This window comes from Thalassobius sp. Cn5-15, from assembly GCF_022347685.1.
In the GTDB taxonomy this organism is placed as follows: Bacteria; Pseudomonadota; Alphaproteobacteria; order Rhodobacterales; family Rhodobacteraceae; genus Thalassobius.
Genome location: NZ_JAKRGF010000007.1, coordinates 135,903 through 154,502, shown reverse-complemented (window position 1 = coordinate 154,502; position 18,600 = coordinate 135,903). Strand labels below are relative to the sequence as shown.

At 58.4% G+C, this 18,600-nt stretch carries 19 protein-coding genes; 8 read left to right on the top strand and 11 right to left on the bottom strand.

What is annotated here, in order from left to right; translation table 11 throughout:
- From MHM86_RS14860 to aat, 6 genes are all read left to right on the top strand, one after another.
- The coding region (locus MHM86_RS14860; protein ID WP_239200908.1) for a hypothetical protein at window positions 1–194 on the top strand (194 nt) is incomplete at its 5' end.
- A 129-nt stretch (window positions 195–323) separates the two neighbouring features.
- On the top strand, window positions 324–1,127 hold the full coding sequence (locus tag MHM86_RS14855) for a phosphodiesterase (protein WP_239200904.1): 804 nt from the start codon (window positions 324–326) through the stop codon (window positions 1,125–1,127).
- An 86-nt stretch (window positions 1,128–1,213) separates the two neighbouring features.
- Window positions 1,214–1,750, top strand: a complete 537-nt coding sequence (locus MHM86_RS14850) for a LuxR C-terminal-related transcriptional regulator (RefSeq protein ID WP_239200920.1) — start codon at window positions 1,214–1,216, stop codon at window positions 1,748–1,750.
- A 220-nt stretch (window positions 1,751–1,970) separates the two neighbouring features.
- Window positions 1,971–2,474 carry an acetyl-CoA carboxylase biotin carboxyl carrier protein gene (gene accB / locus MHM86_RS14845; protein ID WP_239200900.1) on the top strand — a complete coding sequence of 168 codons (504 nt, stop codon included), beginning with the start codon at window positions 1,971–1,973 and terminating at the stop codon, window positions 2,472–2,474.
- Between the two features lie 9 nt (window positions 2,475–2,483).
- Entirely contained in the window at window positions 2,484–3,830 is a 1,347-nt protein-coding gene (gene accC / locus MHM86_RS14840; RefSeq protein ID WP_239200899.1) for an acetyl-CoA carboxylase biotin carboxylase subunit, read from the top strand.
- A gap of 86 nt (window positions 3,831–3,916) precedes the next feature.
- Window positions 3,917–4,564: a leucyl/phenylalanyl-tRNA--protein transferase gene (gene aat / locus MHM86_RS14835; protein WP_239200898.1), complete on the top strand. Its 648-nt coding sequence runs from the start codon at window positions 3,917–3,919 to the stop codon at window positions 4,562–4,564.
- Here the strand turns inward: aat and MHM86_RS14830 are convergent.
- From MHM86_RS14830 to MHM86_RS14800, 7 genes are all read right to left on the bottom strand, one after another.
- The gene (locus tag MHM86_RS14830) at window positions 4,519–4,899 is read right to left on the bottom strand and encodes a DUF2155 domain-containing protein (protein WP_239200896.1); all 381 of its coding nucleotides are present in this window, start codon (window positions 4,897–4,899) and stop codon (window positions 4,519–4,521) included. The genes aat and MHM86_RS14830 overlap by 46 nt on opposite strands.
- The gene (gene mlaD / locus MHM86_RS14825) at window positions 4,896–5,342 is read right to left on the bottom strand and encodes an outer membrane lipid asymmetry maintenance protein MlaD (RefSeq protein ID WP_239200894.1); all 447 of its coding nucleotides are present in this window, start codon (window positions 5,340–5,342) and stop codon (window positions 4,896–4,898) included. The genes MHM86_RS14830 and mlaD overlap by 4 nt, the downstream gene beginning before the upstream one ends.
- Window positions 5,343–5,413: 71 nt before the next feature.
- Window positions 5,414–5,797 carry an NADH:ubiquinone oxidoreductase subunit NDUFA12 gene (locus MHM86_RS14820; protein ID WP_239200892.1) on the bottom strand — a complete coding sequence of 128 codons (384 nt, stop codon included), beginning with the start codon at window positions 5,795–5,797 and terminating at the stop codon, window positions 5,414–5,416.
- Between the two features lie 114 nt (window positions 5,798–5,911).
- A complete protein-coding gene (locus MHM86_RS14815; RefSeq protein WP_239200890.1) occupies window positions 5,912–6,271 on the bottom strand; it encodes a RidA family protein in 360 nt (119 codons plus the stop codon).
- A 12-nt stretch (window positions 6,272–6,283) separates the two neighbouring features.
- Window positions 6,284–6,835, bottom strand: coding sequence for a hypothetical protein (locus MHM86_RS14810; RefSeq protein WP_239200888.1), 552 nt, complete (start codon window positions 6,833–6,835; stop codon window positions 6,284–6,286).
- On the bottom strand, window positions 6,836–8,098 hold the full coding sequence (clpX, locus tag MHM86_RS14805) for an ATP-dependent Clp protease ATP-binding subunit ClpX (protein ID WP_058317921.1): 1,263 nt from the start codon (window positions 8,096–8,098) through the stop codon (window positions 6,836–6,838). It abuts the gene before it with no gap.
- A gap of 168 nt (window positions 8,099–8,266) precedes the next feature.
- Window positions 8,267–8,902: an ATP-dependent Clp protease proteolytic subunit gene (locus tag MHM86_RS14800; RefSeq protein ID WP_239200886.1), complete on the bottom strand. Its 636-nt coding sequence runs from the start codon at window positions 8,900–8,902 to the stop codon at window positions 8,267–8,269.
- Between the two features lie 416 nt (window positions 8,903–9,318).
- Here MHM86_RS14800 and MHM86_RS14795 point away from each other — a divergent pair, with 416 nt between their 5' ends.
- On the top strand, window positions 9,319–10,326 hold the full coding sequence (locus MHM86_RS14795; RefSeq protein ID WP_239200883.1) for a GlxA family transcriptional regulator: 1,008 nt from the start codon (window positions 9,319–9,321) through the stop codon (window positions 10,324–10,326).
- A gap of 56 nt (window positions 10,327–10,382) precedes the next feature.
- On the opposite strand, the gene MHM86_RS14790 is transcribed toward MHM86_RS14795, so the two are convergent.
- The 3 genes from MHM86_RS14790 to MHM86_RS14780 form a co-directional block, all read right to left on the bottom strand.
- A complete protein-coding gene (locus MHM86_RS14790) occupies window positions 10,383–11,612 on the bottom strand; it encodes an acyl-CoA dehydrogenase family protein (protein WP_239200881.1) in 1,230 nt (409 codons plus the stop codon).
- A 180-nt stretch (window positions 11,613–11,792) separates the two neighbouring features.
- Window positions 11,793–14,372 (bottom strand): PAS domain-containing hybrid sensor histidine kinase/response regulator, encoded by a 2,580-nt coding sequence (locus MHM86_RS14785; RefSeq protein ID WP_239200919.1) that lies wholly within the window; start codon window positions 14,370–14,372, stop codon window positions 11,793–11,795.
- Window positions 14,373–14,480: 108 nt separating this feature from the next.
- Window positions 14,481–15,017: a molybdopterin-dependent oxidoreductase gene (locus MHM86_RS14780; RefSeq protein WP_239200879.1), complete on the bottom strand. Its 537-nt coding sequence runs from the start codon at window positions 15,015–15,017 to the stop codon at window positions 14,481–14,483.
- A 300-nt stretch (window positions 15,018–15,317) separates the two neighbouring features.
- On the opposite strand from MHM86_RS14780, the gene MHM86_RS14775 reads away from it, so the two are divergent.
- The gene (locus tag MHM86_RS14775) at window positions 15,318–15,929 is read left to right on the top strand and encodes a response regulator transcription factor (RefSeq protein WP_239200877.1); all 612 of its coding nucleotides are present in this window, start codon (window positions 15,318–15,320) and stop codon (window positions 15,927–15,929) included.
- Between the two features lie 45 nt (window positions 15,930–15,974).
- On the opposite strand, the gene MHM86_RS14770 is transcribed toward MHM86_RS14775, so the two are convergent.
- Window positions 15,975–18,593 (bottom strand): calcium-binding protein, encoded by a 2,619-nt coding sequence (locus MHM86_RS14770; protein ID WP_239200875.1) that lies wholly within the window; start codon window positions 18,591–18,593, stop codon window positions 15,975–15,977.
- Window positions 18,594–18,600: the final 7 nt, after the last annotated feature.

Genomic DNA, 18,600 nt, shown 5'->3' with positions numbered 1-18,600 from the left:
CCGAAATCGGCCCCATCGCCGCGCCGGATCTGATCCAGTGGGCGCCCGGCCTGCCGAAAACCCGTTCCGGCAAGATCATGCGCCGCATCCTGCGCAAAATTGCCGAAGATGACTTTGGCGCACTTGGAGACACATCAACGCTGGCAGATCCAAGCGTCGTGGAGGAACTCATCAAAAACCGCATGAACCGCTAACCACAAAACGACCTTAAAAACGGCCCGCCACATAGCGGGCCGTTTGCTTTTGTAACGCGGCCGTCACACTCTCCTGTCATTGCCCGCGTGCCGCACCCTATCGGCACTCATCGAAGAACGGACTGCTTCATGTCAAAAATTCTGGTCATGACCGACCTGCACATCACCACGCCACCTGAAACCATCATCAACCTCTCCCCAGTTGAACGGGCACGCGAGGCGCTGGCGCATGCGGCGCGGCATCATCATGACGCCAATCATCTGGTGATCACGGGCGATCTGACCAATGAAGGCACAGCCGATCAATACGCCAGTCTGAAACCACTGCTGCAGGGCCTACCGTGGCCAGTCACGATGCTGATGGGCAATCATGACCTGCGCGCGCCCTTCCGCGCTGCCTTTCCCACCGCGGCGGTGACCGATGCGGGATTTGTTCAGGCCGTGGTGGACCTACCTGATGTACGTCTGATCACCCTTGATACACTGGACACAGAGGCGGCGGTGGAACATGCTGGTCGCCTCTGCCCTGCCCGCCTCAACTGGCTGGAGCAGGCGCTGAAACAAGCCGGAGGCAAACCATGCCTCCTCTTTCTTCACCACCCCCCGTTTGAAACAGGTTTCAGCGGCATGGACGGCATTGGTCTGATCAACGCGGATGCACTGCTGGCGATGGCCGCGCGCTACAACGTGCGCCACCTCTTTGCCGGCCACATCCATCGGACCATTACCGCCACCATACAGGGGAAATCGATGACAGTCTTCAAAAGCACCTGCCACCAAATGCCGATGATGCTGGGCAAAGAGGGCTTTGCACATTCAGTCCCCGAACCGGGCGCCTACGGCATTATCCTGACCCGTGGCGCAGACGTGGTGGTTCACACCGAAGACTTTAGCCTGCCCGAAATGCAATCACGCCACTTCGCCGACGGCTAGAAAGCGCGCGCACGCGCAGATTGCGGATGCCTTTTGTTGCACTGCTTGATAGAAGAGCGGCAATTGAGGGGAGTGACAGCATGGATCTGGCAGATCTGGGGTTTGAATTTGCGCCTGTGGGCCTGTGTATGCTGGAAAACCGCATCATTCGCGGCTGCAATCGTCAATTTGCCGAAACCTTCGGCGGTACGGTCGACAGCTTCACCGATGAGCCCTTCGCCAATTTCTACGCGAGTGCCGAAGATTACGAGGCGATTGGCGCCCGTGGTCTGGCCGCAATGCAGGAAACCGGCCGCTATTCCGATGAGCGGGTGATGAAACGCCGTTCAGGAGAACTGTTCTGGTGTCGCGTGCGCGGTCAATCCCTGACCCCCACTGATCCGTTCCAGCGCGGTATCTGGTCAGTCACCGACCTGTCTGATGAACGCCCCATCGTTGAACTGACCCAGCGCGAGCGCGAGGTGGCGATCCTGACCTGTCGTGGTCTGACCAGCAAGGAAATCGGACTGGAACTGAACCTGTCCTACCGCACTGTAGAGGTCTACCGCGCCCGTCTGTTGGAGAAGTTTCAGGCCCGTAAACTGGCCGAGTTGGTGGCCAAACTCTCTGGCATGCCTCTCTAGTCTCGTAAATCGCATTGATTCTGCCGTAACGTCGCGAAGCAGCCCGCCATTTTCAAAGCTGAGGCGTTTTTTTCACAATTCCCCTCGAACTTTTTGCCGTAAATCCCCACTTTAACCCGCATAAGGATGCTTTCCGCGCCGTCATGTATGGCTTATAAGGCGTCCAGATGTGGCTTGGGCGCTTCCGTATTGTCGCCCACCAAAAACGGTCGAGGGAAAAATGACTAAGAAACACGACTCCGACGTCGAATTTATTCAGGCACTGGCTGAACTGCTGGCCGCAAACGATCTGACCGAGCTGGAAGTGATGCGCGACTATGGCGACAACGACAGCCTGAACGTCCGCGTCAGCCGCGCCACCGAAGCACCTGTTCATATTGCAGCGCCTGTTGCCGCCGCTCCAGTGGCCGCCGCGCCTGCCGCCGCTGCAGCGCCCGCAGCTGCGGCCCCTGCCGCTGCTCCCGCGGCCGCAGAAGATCCCGCCAGCCACCCCGGCGCCGTGACCTCGCCGATGGTTGGCACCGTATATCTGGCACCGGAACCCGGCGCCTCTGCGTTTGCCAGCGTTGGCACACAGGTCAGCGAAGGCCAGACCCTGCTGATCATCGAAGCGATGAAAACCATGAACCAGATTCCGGCGCCGAAATCCGGTACCGTGAAACGTATTCTGGTCGAAGACGGCGGTGCCGTTGAATTTGGCTCCCCGCTGGTCATCATCGAGTAAGGCACAGAGATGTTTGAAAAAATCCTGATTGCGAACCGGGGTGAGATTGCGCTGCGCGTGATCCGCGCCTGCCGCGAGATGGGCATCAAATCGGTTGCGGTGCACTCCACCGCGGATGCCGATGCCATGCACGTGCGCATGGCTGATGAATCCGTCTGCATCGGCCCGCCCTCTGGCACCCAAAGCTACCTATCGATCCCCGCGATCATCGCTGCCTGCGAAGTGACCGGCGCACAGGCGATCCATCCGGGCTATGGTTTCCTGTCAGAAAACGCGAACTTCGTACAGATCGTCGAAGATCACGGCCTGACCTTTATCGGCCCAACCGCGGAACATATTCGCATCATGGGCGACAAGATCACCGCCAAGGACACAATGAAGGAACTGGGCGTGCCCTGTGTTCCTGGGTCTGACGGTGGCGTGCCTGATCTGGCCGCAGCCAAGCGCATTGGTGAAGAAATCGGCTATCCGGTAATCATCAAAGCGACGGCCGGTGGCGGTGGTCGTGGTATGAAGGTGGCGCAAACCGCCGCCGACATGGAAGAGGCGTTCATGACCGCCCGTGCCGAAGGCAAAGCCGCCTTTGGCAACGATGAGGTCTATATCGAAAAATACCTCACCACCCCGCGTCACATCGAAATTCAGGTGTTTGGCGATGGCAAGGGCAAGGCAGTTCACCTTGGTGAACGCGACTGTTCGCTGCAGCGTCGCCACCAGAAGGTGTTTGAAGAGGCCCCCGGCCCCTGCATCACCCCAGCAGAGCGTGCCGCCATCGGTAAAGTCTGTGCGGATGCTGTTGCCCGTATTAACTACATCGGCGCTGGCACGATCGAGTTCCTCTATGAAAACGGCGAGTTCTACTTCATCGAAATGAACACACGTCTGCAGGTGGAACACCCCGTGACCGAAGGCATCTTTGGTGTCGATCTGGTACGTGAGCAGATCCGTGTGGCCGAAGGCCTGCCGATGTCATTCACTCAGGACGACCTGGAGATCAACGGCCACGCGATCGAGGTACGGATCAACGCGGAAAAGCTGCCGAACTTTGCCCCTTGCCCGGGCAAAATCACTGCCTACCACGCCCCCGGCGGCTTGGGCGTTCGGATGGACTCTGCGCTTTATGATGGCTACTCGATCCCGCCTTATTACGACAGTCTGATTGGCAAGCTGATCGTGCATGGTCGTGACCGGACCGAGGCGCTGGCGCGTCTGGAGCGTGCGCTGGGTGAGCTGATCATTGATGGTATCGACACCTCCCTGCCGCTGTTCACCGCACTGCTGCAAGAGGATGACATCCACACCGGCAACTATAATATCCACTGGCTGGAAAAGTGGCTGGAAGCTAACATGGCCTAACATCCATGCGGGGGCCGCGGTGCACACTGCGGCCCTTCTTTTATGATGCCCTTTCTATAGCAACGACCTGATCCTAGGATAAGCGTATGAAAGACGACTTTGCGCTCACCCCCCAGATCCTGCTATCCGGCTATGCCCAAGGCATCTTTCCCATGTCCGAAAGCCGCGATGACCCAGAGGTGTTCTGGGTCGATCCCCGTGATCGTGGTATCTTTCCCCTCGATCAGTTCCGCATCTCGCGCTCTCTGGCGCGCACGATCCGCCGTGGCGCTTATCAGATCCGCATCAACAGCGACTTTGAAGCGGTTCTACGCGGCTGTGCCAACCGGGAAGAGACATGGATAAACCCCACCATTCACGCGCTCTACATGGCGCTGCATCGCATGGGCCGCGCCCATTCTCTGGAGGTGTGGATGGACGGTGAACTGGCAGGTGGCGTTTACGGCGTCACGCTGGGCCGTGCCTTTTTCGGCGAAAGCATGTTTTCCTACCGCCGCGACGCGTCAAAGATCGCGCTGGCCTATCTGGTGGATCATCTGGTGCAAACGGGTTTCACCCTGTTTGACACCCAGTTCATCACACCGCACCTTGCCTCGCTTGGCGCGGTAGAGATCCCGCGCGCAGAGTATCACCACCTCCTAGAGGCAGCGCTGCGTGAAGGGGCATTTTTTGATGTTGAAGGCGTCGATCACTCAGCTGCAGGTGTTTTGCAGCGCAATACCCAGACGTCGTAACGCGGATGATCCAACGCGTTCAGCGCCGGTGCAGATGCCATCATCCAACCACCGAACAGCGGCGCCTGCCCTGCCGATGCGGAAATCTTCTGCACCTGAACAAAGGCAAATCCTTCGCCTGCGGGATTGTCCGCCGGATACCGACACTCCGTCAGGCTGACCCGCAGATCGCCGAAAACGGTCGATCCACCGGTGGCGATCTCCATGTCCACGATTTCACCGCTGACCTTATCAAGGCCGCGCATCAGCGCGCCGGTGGCGCTGCTGACCTGCTGCGCTGAGGCAGTGGTCGAAATACCGCCGATCACCAGCGCCAGTGCAACTGCGCGGATCATTCATTGCCTCCGGAGACGAACTTCATCAACAGCGACACGAGAGAGACCGCGCCTTGTGTATCCTCAATCTCGGCCCCAGCCTCAAAGTTAAACGGCGAGCCTCCCGGTACAATCTCGACGTAGTTGCCACCCAAAAGCCCTTCGGAACTGATCACAATCGCACTATCGTCAGGCACATCAATACCATCCTGCACCAAAATTTCAGTGTCCGCGCGGAAGGTCTGGGGGTTCAGCGACACATCGGTCACCGACCCGACTTTAACGCCAGCCAGACGCACATCGGTACCAACGCTCACCCCTTCCAGCGACCGGAAAGAAGCGGTCAGCGGATAGCCCGCGGTGGATGCGCTAAAGCCGGTGATCTGGCCCGCATAGGCAACAAACCCAATTGCCGCAGCCAGAACAATAGCGCCTACGGCGACTTCGGTTGGATTGGTGGACATATCGGCCCTCACTTCTCACAAAACATTGCAGGACCCGCCTGCGGATTGAACAATCAGATCCGAAGGAGGTGTTATTCGGGCGACCAGGCCTCGTAATCTCGGCGCTCTGACGGTTCAACACGACGGATGGAGCCTGCAGGCGCATAGGCCATCGCGGTGCCGGTCAGGTTTTCCAGGTGCGGCTTTTCCCAGTCTTTGTGCTTCAACGGTTTGTCGCTGGGCAGATCGTCAAAGGTGTGGTGCAGCCAGCCGTGCCAGTCGGGGCTGATACGGCTTGCTTCGACCTCGCCGTTGTAGATCACCCAACGGCGCTTGCCGTCTTTGGAGGTGTAAAATGTGTTGCCTTGATCATCCTCGCCAACTTTCACGCCTTTGCGGGCGGTATAAAGCTGGGTGTTCAGGGTCTGACCGTCCCACCAGGTGACGGCGCGCAGAAGTGTGTTCAGAATGCCCATGGCTACCTCGCGAAAAACTTGAAAAAAGATATGGCTCAAAAGGGCGCAAAGGTCCAGTGGTCAGCGCCCCTGCATGCCCTCTGTGCCCCTATAGCGCAGGATATTGCCGCGATGTTACGGCAATAGAGCGGTCAATTCGATCTCGATACGGAATTTCGGATCGATCAAGTTACATTCCACCATCGTGGCAGCGGGCGGGTTGTCGCCAAAGGTGGCGGACAGAATCGGCCAGCAGGGTTCAAATTCCGACGCATCCGGCAGATAGTAGTTCACCCGCACCGCATGTTCAAAACTGCTGCCTGCCTCTGTCAGCGCGTTTTCAATGGTCGCCAGCGCGGCCTTGCACTGCTCTTCCACGGTGTCGCCTGCCCCCACGGTGCCCGCAACATGCACAAATCCGCCCGCAACAACAGCACGGCAATAGCCGATCTTGGCCTCAAACTCGCTGCCGGTGGAAATACGTTTAATGGTCATGGTGTTGTCTCCTTAGTCACCAAACCGGATACGCGCCGCGATCCGTTGAGGCAATGAATAAATAAACAGGGTTTCACCAACGGGACCAAGCACATACCAGCTGCCTGGCTCTCGCATCGCGGACCGAAGCCTTTGAGAAACTTCGGCCTCGAAGTATTGAACGCAAAACCCAAGTGCGTCTCTGGTATTAGGCGAAAGTGGCGTTTTAGGTGTTGCTTCCCAAGATCCGCCGAATACGTATCGCCACCCGAGATTAAGCCCATCCTCAGCCATCACGCGGGATGGTGGCGCCTCTGGTGCGTCTGCCGCAAGCTCCACAATTGCAAATGTGCAGTCCCAATTCGGCCAATCGTCATCGATCAAGTGATACGCGCGACTGGCAAGCACGCGATCAAATGGAAGCAACCGTTCAAAAACAGCTTCGGCATAGGCTGGACTATCGGCAGCGTGATTGTAGCGCACCTTTAGCGCCTCACAGCCACACATCAACAAAAGAAAAATGCCCGCAAAACCTGCGAGCATTTTCGTGGCATTGAGCGCCAATTGCTTCAAGATCCAACGCATTTAGCTGGCGCTGGCCTCTTCTTTCTGCTCGCCATGGATCATCAGCGGCTGAGCATCGGATGTGACCGCATCCTCGTTCACCACAACCTCTGTCACGCTGTCCTGACCGGGCAGGTCGAACATGGTGTCGAGCAGGATATCTTCGAGGATCGAACGCAGACCACGGGCACCGGTTTTCCGCTCAATCGCGCGTTTGGCGATCGCTTGCAGCGCGTCATCGGTGAAGGTCAGCTGGGTGTCCTCCAGCTCGAACAGGCGCTGGTACTGTTTGATCAGCGCGTTCTTCGGCTGGGTCAGTATGGTGACCAGCGCGTCTTGATCCAGATCTTCCAGCGTCGCAAGAACCGGCAGACGGCCGACGAATTCCGGGATCAGGCCGAATTTCAGCAGATCCTCGGGTTCCAGATCCTTGAACAGTTCGCCCACACCGCGATCATCGTTTTCACGCACATCGGCCCCAAAACCCATCGCGGATCCTTTGCCGCGCTGGCCAATGATCTTGTCCAGACCGGCGAATGCGCCGCCGCAGATGAACAGGATGTTGGTGGTGTCGACCTGCAGGAATTCCTGCTGAGGATGCTTGCGGCCACCTTGCGGCGGCACGGAGGCAACGGTGCCCTCCATCAGCTTCAACAGCGCCTGCTGCACGCCCTCGCCCGACACATCACGGGTGATCGAGGGGTTTTCGGATTTGCGGGTGATTTTATCCACCTCGTCAATGTAGACGATACCGCGCTGCGCGCGCTCCACATTGTATTCCGACGCCTGCAGCAGCTTCAGGATGATGTTTTCAACGTCTTCACCAACATAGCCCGCCTCGGTCAATGTCGTGGCATCTGCCATGGTGAAGGGCACATCCAGAATGCGCGCCAGCGTCTGCGCCAGAAGTGTCTTACCGCAACCGGTGGGGCCGATCAGCAGGATGTTGGATTTCGACAGTTCGATATCGCCGGACTTCTGCGCGTGGTTCAGACGTTTGTAGTGGTTGTGCACCGCCACCGACAGCACCCGTTTGGCCGTCGCCTGACCGATCACATAATCGTCCAGAACGTTGCAGATATCCATCGGGGTTGGCACCCCTTCGGAAGATTTCAGACCCGCGGATTTGGTCTCTTCGCGGATGATGTCCATGCAAAGCTCAACACATTCATCGCAGATGAAAACGGTTGGGCCGGCAATCAGCTTGCGCACCTCGTGCTGGCTCTTGCCGCAGAAAGAGCAATAGAGCGTGTTTTTGCTGTCACCACCGGAATTATTCGCCATTTCTTCCCTTTCAGGCCTGAAGTCTCAGGTTACTCAGCCGCCAGGCACATCCTCACCGGATCCTGCGTCTGGGCTGTTCCTCTTACAATGGTAGCTTAAGTCAGCCCTCAGGCAGCTACAATGCAAAAACGTCACACGGGCGCGTTAACGCCCGTGTGACAGGTTCATTTAACTATCGGTCTCATCACCGGCTTTGACACGGCTTGCCACGATCTCATCAATGTGGCCCCAGTCCTTCGCCTCTTCCGGGGTCATCCAGGTGTCACGGTCCAGCGCCTTCTGCACCGTTTCGTAGTCCTGACCAGCGTGATTGACATAAAGCTGATACAGGCGCTCACGCGTACGTTCGATGTGGCGGGCGGAAATCAGCATATCCGTTGCCATGCCACGCGCCCCACCGGAGGGCTGGTGCACCATCACTTCGGAGTTGGGCAGCGCAAAACGCATGCCTTTTTCGCCACCAATCGCAATCACCGACCCCATCGAGGCCGCCATGCCGCAGATCAGCGTGGACACTTTGGGTTTGATGTATTGCATGGTGTCATAGATCGACATGCCCGCAGTCACCTCACCACCCGGAGAGTTCACATACATGCTGATTTCCTTGGAAGGATTTTCCGCCTCAAGGTGCAACAGCTGCGCGACAATCATCTGGCTCATGCCGCTGTGAATCGGGCCATTTACAAAAATGATGCGCTCTTTCAGCAGGCGCGAAAAAATATCATAGGCCCGTTCGCCGCGGCTGGTCTGCTCGACCACCATCGGCACCAGGGTGTTCATGTAAGTATCAATCGGATCATTCATAGTCGCCTGCCTGTTGCTATCTGAAGTACCCTTATCGCAAAGGTACTAACTGAGTCTTAGTCCTGCCCCCTCTGGCCTGCAAGGGGACGGACTTGAATTAATGGAACACGGCCGCAACTGCTGTTGCACCGCATAGGCAATGGCTGGTTCAAAATTCATGCCATCAGCAACAGGCACCTATTTGGCTTTGCCACTCAGATGACGGTTGCGTATGTGCCTCAAAACATCCCATTCACGACATGGTCGACATTTTTCCGCGCGTCACAAGAAAAAGTGTCGCAATGCCCTTTCTTTTGTCGCACCAAGACGCCAAAAAGCGTCGCACAGCCAACGCTGCGACGATAAAATGTCGCAAATGGTACAGAAACCTCGCCATCCTGCAGCTATATCCCATGCAGTAACACCAAAGAGACTCCATGCAGCAAGATCGTTTTATCCAGCGCGCCGCCTCTGCCAACTTTCCGATGGATTTCGACGGCCCGCCCGAAGATTTCTACTTCCTCCTGTTGCCCAAGGCGACAATGCTGGCTGTCGCCGCTGCGATTGAGCCGTTACGCATCGCCAACCAATTGACCAAGCAGCAGCTTTACCGTTGGTACACGATGAGCGAGGACGGCAGCACCATCACCTGTTCGAACGGCATGATGGTCACACCCGATATGGCACTGGACCCTTTGCCGCTGAATTCCTACGGGTTTGTCTGTTCGGGGGTCGAGCCGCAGACAACCATTGGAGATGCCACGTTAAACTGGCTGCGGCGTGAAGACCGCTTTGGCCGCCGTCTGGGCAGCATCTGCTCCGGTGCCTTTGCGCTGGCACGTGCGGGCCTGCTGAAGGATCGCCGTTTTACCCTGCATTGGGAAAACCAGATGGGTCTGATGGAGGAATTTCCCGATCTAGAACCCTCCAGCGCGCTTTATGAGGTGGACGGCCGCATAATGACCTGCGGCGGTGGCAACTCGGCTCTTGATATGATGCTGACCCTAATCGAACAGCGCCATGGGTCCGATCTGGCCATTATGGTTGCGGACATGTGCATCCACCTGCGATCCGGTGCCCAGACCGCCCCACAACGCTCTGCCAGCTCAGCCGCCATCGGCTGCCGCAACCGCAACCTGTTGGCCGCAATCCAGATCATGGAACAAGAAATCGAAGAGCCGCTATCGATGGAAGACATCGCGGATCGCCTTGGCGTGTCACGCCGTCAGGTGGAACGGCTGTTCAAACGCTACCTGAACCAAAGCCCGATTTCCTATTACAACGATCTGCGCCTGTCGCGCGCCTATGGAATGCTGAATGAGACAGATCTGACGGTGACAGAAATTGCTGCCGCCACTGGCTTCCGCTCGTCCAGCCATATGGCGCGAGTGTTTCGGGAGAAATACGGCTCCAGCCCTAACGCACACCGCAAATCATGGTCCTAAGCCGACGTTGAGAGGCGCGCCACCGCGCCCCTCCCCGCCCTACGCAAAAGGCTGCGTTACACCTTTTCCTGCGTGTGCTTGCGCAGTTCCGCGCGGGCGATTTGGCGGCGATGCACCGCATCGGGCCCATCGGCCAGACGCAGGGTGCGCACATGGGTCCATTTAATCGCCAATGGCGTGTCTTGCGAAACACCCATCGCACCAAACATTTGCACCGCCTCATCAATCACCTTCAGCGCCATTCGCGGCGCGACGGTTTTGATCATCGAAATCCACGGCGCCGCAGCGCGCGCATCCCCCTGATCCATGTACCACGCGGCCTTCAGACACAGCAGGCGCGCCTGCTCAATTTCCATCCGCGCTTCAGCGATGATATCGTGATTGGCCCCCAAAGCGGCCAGTTTTTTACCAAAAGCCTCTCGCTCCAGCGAACGGGTGCACATCAGTTCCAGCGCCGCCTCACCGGCACCGATCGCACGCATGCAGTGATGAATGCGGCCCGGTCCCAAACGGCCCTGACTGATTTCAAACCCGCGGCCCTCGCCCAGTAACAGGTTTTCTGCCGGCACCCGCACGTTGGTGAAACGGATGTGCATATGGCCGTGGGGCGCGTCGTCGTGGCCATAGACCGACATCGGGCGCAGCACCTCAATGCCCTCACTGGCAGCATCGACCACAATCATCGAATGGCGCTGGTGTTTCGGCGTCTCATCGGTGCCGGTATTCACCATCACAATATAGACCTTGCAGCGGGGATCACCGGCGCCAGAGGCCCACCATTTTTCACCGTTCAGCACATAGTCATCGCCATCGCGCACACAAGACATCGAGATGTTGGTCGCATCAGAGGACGCAACATCCGGTTCCGTCATCAGATAGGCCGAGCGGATATCACCCGCCAATAGCGGCTCCAACCACTGTGTCTTCATCGCGTCGGTGCCGTATTTGTGGAACACTTCCATATTCCCCGTATCCGGCGCAGAACAGTTGAACACCTCCGCCGCCAGTCCAACACGGCCCATTTCTTCGGCGAAATAGGCATATTCCACAGTGGAAAGGCCCAAGCCCCCATTGCCATCGGTCAGCCAGAAGTTCCACAGCCCTGCCGCCTTGGCTTTGGCCTTCAGCCCTTCCAGAATTTCCGCCTGACGATCGGTGTACTGCCAGCGGTCACCCTTGGTGATTTCCGCATCATATTCGTCTTGCAGCGGCGCGATCTCATCGTTGATCATCGTGATCACGCGGTCCAAAAGCTTGCGGTTCTCTGCTCGAATTCCAAAATCCATATTATCCTCCCGTCTGGTACGCCAGAACTGTCGCCAGCGTCGCCTCCCCGCGTCACTGTCTTCAGTGCTGACTAGAACACCGCGGGCGCGTCAGGGAAAGTATAGGTCTGGGTGACGTGAGGGCATTTCGCTCTCTGACAGGTAAAACTACGGAGAAGCGACAGCGTCCGCACCACCGCATCAGCGCGCGGGGCCGAGCGTGTCCTTTAAGGTCGCCAGCATTTGCTGCGCCTCAGACAGAAGTTCGGGCAAGATAAGTGGCACCTCATCCGCAGGGGCGTTTTGCGGCAGATCCTCAATCCCTTTGAGCGCCTGCTGCAGCCCATTCTCCCCCAAGAGGCCCGCCATGCCTGCCAGATTGTGCGCATTCTGCACCTGATCGGCGTTGAGCCCTGTGCCAGCCTGTAGATCCCCCAACAGATCAGCGGTGTCGCTGGCGAAATGGCGCATCAGGGTTGCAAACTTCTCCTGTCCCATGCGGTCAACAAAATCACTGCGGGTCTGGCGACCCAACTGGCTGGCCTCCGTCTCATAGATGCGGGTGCAATCAGTGCCGGACTTCACGCCCTCAAGCGCCTCGCGCAATTGGCGCACACTGACGGGTTTCGTTACGATCCCGCAAAAGCCTGATGCCAGAATGCGCGCGTGATCCTCGGGCGAGGCATGTGCCGTTACCGCCAGCGCAGGCTGCAGGTTGCCTTGGCCACGCATCGCCTCCAGCGCGGTCATACCGTCCATACCAGGCATGGAAATATCCATCAGGATCAGATCAAACCCACCCTCAGCGGCGCGTTTGATCCCGCTGGGACCATCCACCGCAGGTGTCACTTTTTGACCCAGATCCTGCAGCATGTCAGTCAGGATTTCGCGGTTAATCTCATTGTCTTCAACCAACAAAACATGCCCCGCAGGCAAGGGGGCCACCTGTGCATCGCGTGCTGTCTCTGCTTGGCCCGTCATTGGTGCGGTCGCCGCTGGCAGGGGTAACAGCATCTGGAACAGGCTGCCTTCGCCCTCTATGCTGTCAACCGTGATTTCGCCCTGCATCTGATCGACCAGACGGCGGGTGATCGACAGGCCCAGACCGGTGCCTTCGCTGCGCCGGCCAAAACTGGGATCAACAGTGACAAATTCCTGAAAGATACTGTCGATCTTGTCCTCAGGGATGCCCGCGCCGGTATCGCTGACACGAATTTCGACCAGATCGCTACCGGTGCGCCGTTCGACCTCTACTGCGATGTCACCATTTTCGGTAAACTTTACCGCGTTGCCGACAAGGTTCACCAAACAACGGTTCAGTGCCGCCGGATGCCCTGTCACATGCTGCAAATCCGGGCTTAGCACAGTCATAGACAGATGATTGCCCCGTGCCTTGGCCAGTGCGGCCTGGCTGGCGACCAAGGTTTCAACCAATTCCGGCAGATCGAACGACACTGGATCCGCAGAGGCCATCGCATCCGCATCCAGTCGCGACAAGTCCAGCACATCATTCACGTGACTAAGCAGCAGATCACCAGAAAACTTCGCCGCCCGCAGATTGCGCAGCTGGCGTTTGCTCAACGGGTCACGCTGCATCAATTCCAAAGATCCGAGGATGCCGTTCAACGGCGTGCGCATTTCATGGCTCATCACTGTCAGCAGATCTGCCTTGGCCTTTTCACCAGCCCGCGCCTCATCGCGGGCGCGTTTCAAAGCGGCCTCCGCTTCCACTTGCTGGGTGATGTCACGCAGGAAAGAGACAAAGACCGTCTGCCGCCCCGCCTTGGCGGCAGTGATAGACAGTTCTACAGGGAAGGTTTCGCCGGATTTACGCATCGCCTCCAGCCGCAGACGCCCCGTGTCGCTGACCCGCTTCTTACCAGTACGAGCAAAGCGTGCCATGCCAGCACGGTGGGCCTGCCGCAGATGTTCAGGCACAATGAGGTCGGCCATATCTCGCCCGATGACATCCGCCCGCCGATAGCCAAACACCGTTTCCGCCGCACCGTTAAATTCCAATACATGCCCGTCACGGTCCACCACCAGAATAGCGTCCAAGGACGACGACGCCATCGCCGCCAACCGCGATTGCACCCGCTCACTTTGCGCCGCCACCTGACGCCCTTTGCGCAACAGACGCAGCAACAACAGCGCCAGCAGCACCAGCACCGCGATCAGCAGCAATGACGATACCGCCAACCGCGTCAGGGTTCGCGCCAGATCCGCCCGTGCCTGATCCGAACTTTCGGCAAAGCGCGCCACACCACTGAGCAGCAACCGGCGCACCGGTGCCTTCTGCGCGTCTGTCAGCGCTGCCAGTTCTGCCAAAGCATCGCGCAACCCCGCATCAGATCGGTCCACCAAAGTAGCGCCCGCCCGCAGGTAAACGCCGAGATCGGTCATGATTTTCTGGTTCTCGTCACTCTGCCACAGGGGCAGATAGAGCGGGCCGGTTTCATAGGTTTTCACGCGGCTGTAAAAGATATCGAACCGCACCCGCAACTGGCGCAGACTAAGGGTCAGATCAGGCGGAATTGCACTGCCCTGATCCTGCGCGACAGACATGGACACGCTGCGGGTCTGAGCGATCTGGCCATCAAGGCGCAGCAGCTCCACCTCCAGCTGGGCGATATTCCATTGCAGATTGTCCGTCGACGCGGTCGATAGATCCTGAAGTCGCCCACGCACCTCAACCATTAACAGACCCGTCAAAACGAACATCGCCAACAGCACCAGCACAAAAATCTGGCGCGCCGGGCGCATCGGAAAGAAACGGATCACAGGCAAGTCGGCCTAACCTTTCGTCACAAGTGTCCTGGTATCCGGTGCCCAAGCGGCACTTTTGCGCCCCCGATGAGCGGGAACGCACAGGATCTAAATAAGACCATGTTAGGGTGTGGGCTGGATTCGATGCAACTGCCAGATGCTACGGGCGTAATATTGTTCGGCCTGGTAGTCTGCATTTGCGTCAAAGGGATAGATCACCCACAGCGGCCCCTTGTCGCGCACCGACATTGGCACACCATTCATCGTGTCCGCTAGGATAGGCCCCCCTTCGACCGCATCCACCAGCGGTATGGTCACCGCGTAGTCGTTCAGCGCCACAAAGCTCATTTCGTCACCGTTCAACCCCAGTTCCTGAACCAACGTGTGCAATGACACACCTTCAAACTCTGTGACGCCATCGGTCCAGATGGTTTTGGTGCGCACCACCTCACGTGGCAGTGCCTCCAGCGCGGCGCGATCCAGCACCACCTCAGGGGCGTCAGGAGCGGCGACAACTGTCAGCACCGGATCAACCGCTGCAGTTTCGGCCTGTGCAGCACCTTCATCAAAGGGCGCAAGCGCAAAGACACAGCCCATCACTGACGCCGCAAGCGCAGCGTTCAGGCGGGAGATGGCAGATTTCGTAAGCGTGTAAAACATCATTGGACCCTCAACTGACCTCAGTGGTTGTTGACCTCACAATGCACGGTTTTACGCGTCCGGTTTTGACGCATTGGGTCATAAAACTAACCTTTGGGATAGTTCGCCTCGACGATCGCCAATTCGCCTGACCTCTTGGTCGCGTGGTGTTGCTGTCAGCTCACCTTATGGTTGGCTACAACACATTAAGAATTTCGTGTTAAAGTTCGCTAATTGAACCGCGGCACGATTATTGCTGGAACACGGGGATTGCCAATTTTAATCCCCAGGCGCCCGCGCTTTAGGATGAGAGGGTTAGACATGCGTATTTTGATTGCAGACGATCACGAAATGGTTCGGGACACGCTGACAGTGTTCCTGCAGGCGGAGGGACGCATTCAGGTCTTTGCCGCAGGCGATCTGGCGGAGGCGCTGCAGGTTGTTGCCGCCAAGGGGACTTTCGATCTGGTTCTGCTGGATTACAAAATGCCGGGCATGAACGGTTTGCAGGGCCTGAAACAGGCCATTGCCGCCCATCCTGATCAACCCTTTGCCATCCTTAGCGGCACCGCCCCCAATTCCGTGGCGCAAGAGGCCGTGGATGCGGGCGCACTTGGCTTCCTGCCCAAAACGATGGGTGCCAAAAGCATGGTGAACGCGATCCGTTTCATGGCGCTGGGTGAAACCTATATCCCGACCGATGTGATGAATGCCACGAGCAACGCCGAAGATCCCTTTGACAACCAGCTTAGCCAGCGCGAAACGGAAGTGCTGGGCGGGCTGTGCGCAGGTCATTCGAACAAGGAAATCGCCCGGGATCTGGGCCTGCAGGAGGTGACGATCAAACTGCATGTTCGCACCCTGTGCAAGAAACTGGATGCCCGCAACCGCACCCATGCCGCCGTTATCGCCAAGGAGGCGGGGTTCGCCTGATCGCTCTCCCGCCTGCCCTGTTGGATATGCTGCAACAGCCTGCATTCAGAACACAAAGCTATCGTAAAGCTGATCAGCCTGCGTCAGCAGATTCAGCCCGGTGTCGGTCAACGACAGATCGCACTGGCCCAGATCCACATGGATGGTGCCAGCATCGTCCTGTGTCACAGATGAGCCAAACCATGTGGCCGCATCGCCGAGGCTAAGCCCCCGCAGATCGAGGTAGTCGCCTTCGCTCAGGTCATAATCACGGATCACCACGCTAGACCCATCCAGGTCGCGATCGCGGAAGATAAAGCGATCCGCATCCTCCCCGCCCCAGGCGACGTCATCGCCTGCGCCAAGAAAGAGATTGTCGCGTCCCGAACCACCATGCAGCTCATCCGCGCCTGAAGCACCAGCAAGGGTATCACGCCCCTCCCCGCCCATCAGAATATCCGCGCCTGACCCGCCATTCAGCCGGTCGCGGCCCGCGCCACCGTCCAAGATATCCTCGCCAGAACTGCCGGACAGGGTGTCATTGTCCGCCCCGCCGCTAAGCGCGTCATTGCCAGAACCGCCTAACAGGCTGTCAGCCCCCGCATCGCCGCGCAGGTCATCTGCGCCACCGCCACCTTCCAGCGTATCGGCGCCGATGCCACCGACCAACAGGTCGTCATGACTGCCCCCCTGCAACAGATCCTCACCTGCATCGCCATAAAGGCTGTCATTTCCGGAACTGCCGCGTAGCAGGTCAGTATCGGCGCCGCCCTGCAACAGGTCATCGCCGGTGCGCCCGTCCAGCGTATCAGCGCCGGCGCCGCCCTCTAGCGTGTCGCGATCACTGCCGCCGTTCAGATCATCGGCCCCTTCGCCGCCCATCAGGTGGTCAAATCCGGTGCCCCCCTGCAAGGTGTCCGCGCCCGTGCCACCCAGCAGTGTGTCATGTCCGGCAGAGCCCGCGATCAGATCGTTGCCAATGCCGCCCGCCAGCCAATCGTCATTTTCCGGCAAGAGATTACCCAGATGGTCATAGCGCAGCCCGTCTGCGTCATAGGTAGAGGCAGGCGCAGTTGCTACCGCATCAAACCCCGCGCCGCCATGCAGGCTGTCATCACCCGCCCCGCCCATCAGACTGTCGCCGATAGAGCCGCCGGTCAGCAGGTCGTCGCCGATCCCGCCCTCCATCGTGTCAGCACCAGCGCCGCCTTGCAGGTCGTCATTGTAGCTCAGATCGCCTTCGGTCGTGGCAACCAGCGCCAGATCACGCAGCAGCATCGTGGCCTCTAGGTCCACCGGCTCAAACGGGTTGAGCGCGGTTGGATCCGCCGCCCCATCATTGGAGTAGGACCGCGGCGCATCACTGACCAGAACCAAGGTGGCACTCGCACCATCCGGCGCAATGTCCACACGGTAGATGCCGCCCGCTGATCGGGTTGCATTGTTCATATCATGATCACCCGAGTTGCCACCTACGAAAAGCGTACCATCGGTGTCATAAATCGCCGCCCCGAATGTGATCGCGGGCGTACCGGTCAGCAGCTGACCATCCACCTCCGTATGGGTCACGGCCATAGAGGAAATCTGCGGGCTATCCCCTGACACATCCACCGTCACCAATGTTGCAGGCGCACCTTCATAGGCGCCACGGGCCACCCCGCTGAAGCTTTGTGTGGCGGCATCAAAGGACAGATCGTAAACATTCAATCCAAACAGTGCGTCATTCAGATCAATACGGGTTTCCAGCGGATTGCCGTCAGCATCAAAGCTGTCCACGTCGATCTTGCTCAGGAAATTGAGGCGCGAGTTGAAAATCCACAGGTTGCCCTGATCGTCAAAGTCGCCCGTCCAGCTGCGGAACGGTCCCTCGCCAATGCGGTAAACCGCACCGGTGGCATCAAACATCACCAGATCATCGCGCGACACCGCATTGCCCAGCGCATCACTGCCGTTGCTGACAGCGACGCCATAGATCAGGCTGTCCTCTTGGTTAAAGCCAATGGCGTTCACATTTACCGTGCCTGCCGCGCCGACGCGCTGATAGCTGGCGCTATCGGTTTCAAAGACATGCAGCGTGCCGTTAAACACCTGATACAGGTTCGCCTGACCGGGTGCGAAGGCGGCCACAGTGACCTCTTGGCCACCGATGGTCATCTGTGCCGCGGTACTAAACACCGCCCCGGAGGTGTCGATCACCGGACCGCTGCCTTCCCCTGCAATGGCACGCAAAGTGATATCCGTCGTACTGCCCGTCGCCGTAAACGTCAGGCTATGATCAGAAAACGCGCCACTCTGGCTGTCGTAACTGGCGACAACCACGCCATCGACCAGCACCTGCAGCCCCGCGTCCACATGACCAGCGGCAAAGTTCGCGGCCAGTGACATCGACAGGCTGTAAACACCCTGCGCCTCGGTCGCGACGCTCTGCGTCATTTCCTGCAGCCCGTTTTCCTGCGTGCTGACCTGCCAGTCCCCGACGCTGCCATAATCGGCAAAGCTGAGTGCACCAGCGGCGGCGCCAAGGAGGTTCTCCTCCGCATAGTCGCCATAGATCAGATCGTTGCCACTGTCGCCCGCCAGCGTATCATCACCCGCAAGGCCGACCATCGTGTCATTGCCCGCAGCGGCGGAGAGGGTATCGGCCACGCCTGTGCCAATAATCAGATTGTCTCTCTCAGTCGGCATATGCCCT

Coding starts and splice junctions, on each gene's coding strand:
- MHM86_RS14855 (WP_239200904.1), top strand. CDS start 324: ATGTCAAAAATTCTGGTCATGACCGACCTGCACATCACCACGCCACCT.
- accB (WP_239200900.1), top strand. CDS start 1,971: ATGACTAAGAAACACGACTCCGACGTCGAATTTATTCAGGCACTGGCT.
- accC (WP_239200899.1), top strand. CDS start 2,484: ATGTTTGAAAAAATCCTGATTGCGAACCGGGGTGAGATTGCGCTGCGC.
- aat (WP_239200898.1), top strand. CDS start 3,917: ATGAAAGACGACTTTGCGCTCACCCCCCAGATCCTGCTATCCGGCTAT.
- MHM86_RS14830 (WP_239200896.1), bottom strand. CDS start 4,899: ATGATCCGCGCAGTTGCACTGGCGCTGGTGATCGGCGGTATTTCGACC.
- mlaD (WP_239200894.1), bottom strand. CDS start 5,342: ATGTCCACCAATCCAACCGAAGTCGCCGTAGGCGCTATTGTTCTGGCT.
- MHM86_RS14820 (WP_239200892.1), bottom strand. CDS start 5,797: ATGGGCATTCTGAACACACTTCTGCGCGCCGTCACCTGGTGGGACGGT.
- MHM86_RS14815 (WP_239200890.1), bottom strand. CDS start 6,271: ATGACCATTAAACGTATTTCCACCGGCAGCGAGTTTGAGGCCAAGATC.
- MHM86_RS14810 (WP_239200888.1), bottom strand. CDS start 6,835: ATGCGTTGGATCTTGAAGCAATTGGCGCTCAATGCCACGAAAATGCTC.
- clpX (WP_058317921.1), bottom strand. CDS start 8,098: ATGGCGAATAATTCCGGTGGTGACAGCAAAAACACGCTCTATTGCTCT.
- MHM86_RS14800 (WP_239200886.1), bottom strand. CDS start 8,902: ATGAATGATCCGATTGATACTTACATGAACACCCTGGTGCCGATGGTG.
- MHM86_RS14795 (WP_239200883.1), top strand. CDS start 9,319: ATGCAGCAAGATCGTTTTATCCAGCGCGCCGCCTCTGCCAACTTTCCG.
- MHM86_RS14790 (WP_239200881.1), bottom strand. CDS start 11,612: ATGGATTTTGGAATTCGAGCAGAGAACCGCAAGCTTTTGGACCGCGTG.
- MHM86_RS14780 (WP_239200879.1), bottom strand. CDS start 15,017: ATGTTTTACACGCTTACGAAATCTGCCATCTCCCGCCTGAACGCTGCG.
- MHM86_RS14775 (WP_239200877.1), top strand. CDS start 15,318: ATGCGTATTTTGATTGCAGACGATCACGAAATGGTTCGGGACACGCTG.
- MHM86_RS14770 (WP_239200875.1), bottom strand. CDS start 18,593: ATGCCGACTGAGAGAGACAATCTGATTATTGGCACAGGCGTGGCCGAT.